Origin of the sequence: uncultured Salinisphaera sp., assembly GCF_964012375.1 — a bacterium.
Taxonomy (GTDB): Bacteria; Pseudomonadota; Gammaproteobacteria; order Nevskiales; family Salinisphaeraceae; genus Salinisphaera.
On record NZ_CAXGSH010000145.1, the window covers coordinates 1 to 5,631 of the forward strand.

Genomic DNA, 5,631 nt, shown 5'->3' on the forward strand with positions numbered 1-5,631 from the left:
CAGAGCTTCCTTAATTAGCGCTAAGCGTCGTATCCACCGCATCGGCCCGGGCGCCTATCGCCCGGCTCGTGCCTGTGATGGCTCGTAGACCACGAAGGGATGGTGGTTATTCGTATGCCGCTACGCCGGGGTGCCGGCACCACGGGCGTCTCCGCGCGTGGTACCGGCGCTTGATCGGGTCGCGTACGCGAATACCCTGCGAGGTGAAACCCGTGCGGCTTTCGTGTCCGTTCGTGCCTCTTAGCTGCCCAGCGCGTCGCGCAGTGCATGCGCGCCGTCCGTCAACGCCGCGTCGGCGCCTGCCACTGCGCCGGCAAAGTTCAGAAAGCCGTGGATCATGGATGGATAACGTACGACGTTCGCCTGGCCGCCCGCGGCTTTCAGCGCTTCGGCATAGGCTTCGCCCTCATCGCGCAGCGGATCGAACCCGCCGGTAATCACCAGTGCGGGGGGCAGGCCCTGAAGATCCCCGTGCATCGGTGAAACGCGCGTATCACCCGGCTCCAGGCCGCCCGACAGATAGTGTCCACGGAACCAGTCCATCGACGTCTTTTCGAGCAGGAACCCTTTGGCGAAGGTCCGCACGGACTCGCGTTCGTCGACGAAATCGACCGCCGGGTAGAACAGCAGCTGGAAACAGGGCGAATGGGCATCGTTGCGCGTCGTCTGGCAAACGACCGCCGACAGGTTGCCGCCGGCGCTATCGCCACTCACGGCCACTCGATCAGGATCGATTTGGAATTCGGCGGCCCGGCCGACGATATCGCGGAACGCAGCCACCCCGTCTTCCACGCCGGCCGGGGCGGGGTGCTCGGGCGCGAGTCGGTAGTCGATGGCGATCACGACGCACTGGGCGCGGTCCGCGATGGCTCGGCATACGCCATCGTGCGTATCCAAAGAGCCGATCACGAAGCCGCCGCCGTGGTAGAAGACCAGGGCGCCGCCGTCAGATTTGACGCCCTCGGGACGATACACCCGGGCCGGACAAGGCCCATCGCCGCCCGCGACCTGAATGTCGCGGGTCGAGACCCGCCGAGAGGCCCTGGGTTCGAGCAGCTGGGCCTGTGCATCCATGAGGGCACGTTCGCGCGCGACCGAGCGTCCGCCCAGCGCCGCATTGCCTCGAACCGTTTGCAAGCGCAGCAGCATTTGCGTCTGTACATCCAGGGTCTGGCTGTCGCGGACCACCGGCCGGCCGGCCAGCGTGCGCAACAGGCCGGCCGGTAGATTAAGAATGCCTCGCGCCAGCGCGCTTTCGATACGCGCGGCCACGCGCGTGGTCTGCTTTTGCTTGTCCATCGTCATTGTTGTCGACTCGATTCGGGCCGGACTATGTTCGTAGCGCAGAACTGACCGGCGGCGTTGTCAGAATTGCCGATTCTAGCGCATCGCCGCCCCGATCAAAGGCACCGGTAGCAGTGGCCGGCCTTGAGTGGGCGTGTGGTATTGCGCGGTCGCAAGGGCCGTTGTGTGGGCAGGCCGCGGATACGCAGGCTACGCATTCCATGATAATTTTGGGACACTTAGCCCATTGGCGCCGCAGTATCCGTCGTGCGACTGCCTGCTCTTGCCGCAAGGCCGGGGCACGCTCGTAGCGCGCATCCGTAGTTTCCGTTATTCAATTGTGGCGTAAATATTGCTCTCCTATTCTATTGCCCCGTGGAAAGAAAACGGCTGATGATCGACCTTGAGCTTCTACAGCATGCCGTGCTGGATTCGCGCGACGGCATCACCATCGCCGATGCCCAGGCCGAAGATCTGCCCCTGATCTTTGTCAATCCGGCGTTCGAGCGCATGACCGGGTACAGCCATGATGAAGTGGTCGGCCGCAACTGCCGGTTTCTGCAGCGCGGACGTACCGAGGACGCGCTGGGTGCGCAAATGCGTGATGCCCTGGACCAGGGCCAGGGGTTTTCGCACGTCATCATGAATTACCGCAAGGACGATACGCCGTTCTGGAACGAGCTGAGCGTATCGCCCATACACAACGAGCACGGCACCGTCACGCACTTCATCGGTTTCCAGAAGGACGTCACCCAGCGCATGCTGCTCGACGAGCAATTGCGGGCCCGTAATCGCGATCTGGAATCGGCCAAGAAAGCGCTGGAAGAACTGGTCACGCTCGATGCGCTGACCGGCGTTTATAACCGTCGCCATTTCGACGACCGTATGCAGTCGCTCTGGAAGATCTCCGCCCGGACGGGCGAATCGCTGGCGGTGTTCTTTATCGATATCGACCACTTCAAAGCCTTCAACGATCGCTTTGGCCACCAGGCCGGCGACGACGCGCTGATCCAGGTGGCCCAGACGCTGGCGGAAAGTTTCCAGCGCGGCTCGGATTTTCTCGCCCGTTACGGCGGCGAGGAGTTCGTGGTCGTGGCCTGTGGCATGGAGCGCGAGCCGGCCCAGCACTTTGCCGAACGTCTGTGCCAGCGGGTACGCGAGCTCGATCTGGATAATCCGAATACCACGCTCGGCACGCTGACCATCAGCGTGGGCTTCAGCGTGGTCATGCCCCGCGATGTGCCGAATGCAGAAGCGATTGTCGCGCAAGCCGACGAGGCGTTGTATGCGGCAAAGCGAGCGGGTCGCGATCGCGCCTGTGAAGCGCCGGGTGCGCCCGGTTTTCAGTCCGCGTCGGGGTAGGGCAAGGGCCTGTCGGCGCGAGATAGGCCACCGCATCGGCGACCAGGCCGCGGCAAGACGATGCATCGTGAGTGCCGCGTGGTTATTCCTCGTTAGCGAGCCAACCCATGAACCACAACGACGGATTGCCGCGGCTTGGCCGCCGGCCGATCGTTATTCGTTGGGGGTGCCCGTTCCGGACGCGCCATACGTCGTTGCGGACCTTGACCGTGGGCCCGCCACGCTCGGCGGCCCGCGCCTTGGCTGACACGCCCGGCACGGGCAATGCGATGGTATATCCCGTGACGACAGGCCCTAGCGAAAGCCGTCGGTGGCTTCCAGCAGGGCATGCCGGTTGCCGGGTTCAAAGGCGGAGTGGCCGGCGTCGGGGGTGATGCGCAGATCGGCCTCGGGCCAGGCCCGGTGTAGATCCCAGGCATTGGCCAGCGGGCACACCACGTCGTAGCGGCCGTGCACGATCACGCAGGGGATATCGCGAATCCGATCGATGTTTACGAGTAGCTGGTCGTCGCGCTCGAAAAAGCCCCCGTGTACGAAGTAGTGACATTCGATACGCGCAAAGGCCAGGGCGAAGCGGCTTGCCGCGTTCGTGTTCTGGGCCTCGATGCTGGGTTTGAGATAGCTTGCCGCGCCTTCCCAGACGGACCAGCGCCGTGCGGCCTCCAGCCGGGTTTGCTCGTCGTCGCTGGTCAGGCGGCGGTAGTAGGCGCTGATCAGGTCGCCTTGCTCGCCGGCCGGAATATGGTCTCGGTAGGGCTCGAAGGCATCGGGAAACAGTGCGTTCGCGCCCTGCTGATAGAACCAGAGCATTTCCGCCCGGCGCAGCATGAAGATACCGCGCAGCACGAGTTCGCTGACCCGTTCCGGGTGGGCCTGGGCATAGGTGAGCGCGAGAGTCGAGCCCCAGGAGCCGCCGAACACCTGCCAACGCTCGATATGCAGATGTTCGCGCAGGCGTTCGATATCGGCGACCAGATGCCAGGTGGTGTTGTCGACCAGGTCGGCATACGGAGTCGAGCGGCCGCAGCCGCGCTGATCGAACAGCACGATGCGATAGTGGGCGGGGTCGAAGAATCGGCGGCTGCTCGGCCCGGCCCCGCCGCCCGGGCCGCCGTGCAGGAACACCACCGGCTTGCCGTCGGGGTTGCCGCACTGCTCGTAATAAAGGGTGTGCCGTGAATCCACGGCGAGCTGGCCGCTATCGTAGGGCTCGATATGCGGATAGAGCGGGCGATAGTCGACTGCGGTGCTTGTATCGGTCATGGCGGGGGCGGCCTGAATAACGCCCACAGGCTATCATTGCCCCGGGTCAGCGCATGAGCACCAGCGTGGTGGCCGCCGCCAGGCTCGACGCCACGGCCAGGGCGAGCAACGACAGCTTGAGGCTCCAGCCGACGGTGGCCCGCCAGTTGTCGTAGCCGGTCAGACGCTGCACGAGCAGCGCGTTGGCCGAGTAGGGTGTGCCGGCGATGGTCAGTCCCCAGCCCGATACCATCGCGATAGCCAGGCCCAGGCCTGCCGCTTCCGGCCACAGCCGGCTCGACAGCCCTCCCGCGAGGGTGACCAGAATGAGTGGATTCATGCCGATCAGCCCGCCGGCGAACAGCGCCCAGGGCAGCCCGAACGCGATCCCGGGAAAGGCCCAGGCCGGCAGCGCGAAGTCGGTATCCAGCCCGGCGGCAACGAAGGCGCTCAGGGTCGCACCCAGAAACGCCGAGCCGCAGATGATGGCCAGTTCGTTGGCGATGCCGTCCATACGCGGCAGACGTCTTTCGCCAGGGCTGGCGATCAAGCCGATCGCCACGACCAGCAGGCAGCTGCAGGTGACCGCCTGTGCATAGGCCAGACCGAACGCGGCCCGCGATACGAAGGTGCAGACACAGATCAGCCCGATACAGCCACCGAAGAACAGCCACGAGGGCAATACCTGCGGTGGCCGGCTGCGCGCCTCATCTGTAAGCGGTGCGTGTTCCGGCTCGCGGAAGAGCGTGCCCGTAAGCAGATAGCCCGCGGCCAGCGGAAAGGTCAGGCTCAACAGCTGCCAGCCGTGCAGGCCGGGCACCAGCGTGAGAGTGAGCACCACGGCGATCGACAGCGGCGAACAGACCGAGGCCGAGCCGAAGCCTCGGAGCACGGCCCGCGCGGCATTGCGCGCACCGCTGGAATCGCCGTGGCCGTCGATTTCGCGGCCGATCAGGGTCGATACCACGCTCACCGAACCGAAGTTCAGCGGCATGGCCAGAAACAGCGTGCCGAAGGTGATGCTCAGGTAGCGGGTCAGGGCACGGCCGGCGAACAGATGTTCCGAAATCACCGACAGATGACGCGAACGCCCCAGCGCATGCGACAACAGCATGACCGCCACGACGAGCGCGGCCAGCCGCGTGATCGTCATCAACCCATCGCTGAGCAGTGCCGGATCGACGGCCAGTGCGACGGCAACCGCAAGCAAGACCGCGGATACGATCACCCGCGGTATGCGATTGAGCCCCGGCCAGGCCAGTACGATCGCGACGATCAGCGCCGGTGCGCCGATGACCCACGCCAGCCATGGCAGGCCCAGCACGCCCGCGACCAGGGTCAGGTAGACCAGGCCACTGCGGGCGTTATCGACGGTGGAGTGCGTCATGTTCGATGCCGTAACGAGCGCGCCGTGTGCGCCTGCCGAAGCCGGTCGGCCGCGTTCACGCGGGCGGTAGTAGACGCGTCCCGGTGACCGCCTGAACGTCTTCGAAACTGTTGTCGCCGAACAGCTCCACGACGCGCGGACCGTTATCGGTAATTTCGAGCACGGCCAGGTCGGTATAGATTCGACTCACCACACCGGTACCTGTCAGCGGGTAGGTGCAGGCATCGAGGATCTTGGGCTCGCCGGCCTTGGTGGTATGACGCATGAGCACATAGACGGTCTTTGCGCCCACCGACAGATCCATCGCGCCGCCCACGGCGGGCGGATATTTTTCGTTGTCGGTCGCCCAGTTGGCC

At 65.0% G+C, this 5,631-nt stretch carries 5 protein-coding genes; 1 reads left to right on the top strand and 4 read right to left on the bottom strand.

The features are described 5' to 3' along the window. Window positions 1–240 precede the first annotated feature (240 nt). On the bottom strand, window positions 241–1,305 hold the full coding sequence (locus ABNU97_RS16915) for an alpha/beta hydrolase (RefSeq protein WP_348767838.1): 1,065 nt from the start codon (window positions 1,303–1,305) through the stop codon (window positions 241–243). A gap of 372 nt (window positions 1,306–1,677) precedes the next feature. On the opposite strand from ABNU97_RS16915, the gene ABNU97_RS16920 reads away from it, so the two are divergent. Continuing rightward, window positions 1,678–2,646, top strand: a complete 969-nt coding sequence (locus tag ABNU97_RS16920) for a diguanylate cyclase (RefSeq protein WP_348767839.1) — start codon at window positions 1,678–1,680, stop codon at window positions 2,644–2,646. Between the two features lie 294 nt (window positions 2,647–2,940). Here the strand turns inward: ABNU97_RS16920 and pip are convergent, their stop codons facing one another. The 3 genes from pip to ABNU97_RS16935 all read right to left on the bottom strand — a co-directional run. Then, window positions 2,941–3,909, bottom strand: coding sequence for a prolyl aminopeptidase (pip, locus tag ABNU97_RS16925; protein WP_348767840.1), 969 nt, complete (start codon window positions 3,907–3,909; stop codon window positions 2,941–2,943). 46 nt (window positions 3,910–3,955) lie between these two features. After that, a complete protein-coding gene (locus ABNU97_RS16930) occupies window positions 3,956–5,275 on the bottom strand; it encodes a hypothetical protein (protein WP_348767841.1) in 1,320 nt (439 codons plus the stop codon). Window positions 5,276–5,330: 55 nt separating this feature from the next. After that, window positions 5,331–5,631 (bottom strand): CoA-transferase (locus tag ABNU97_RS16935; RefSeq protein WP_348767842.1); only part of this gene is annotated, 301 nt, incomplete at its 5' end.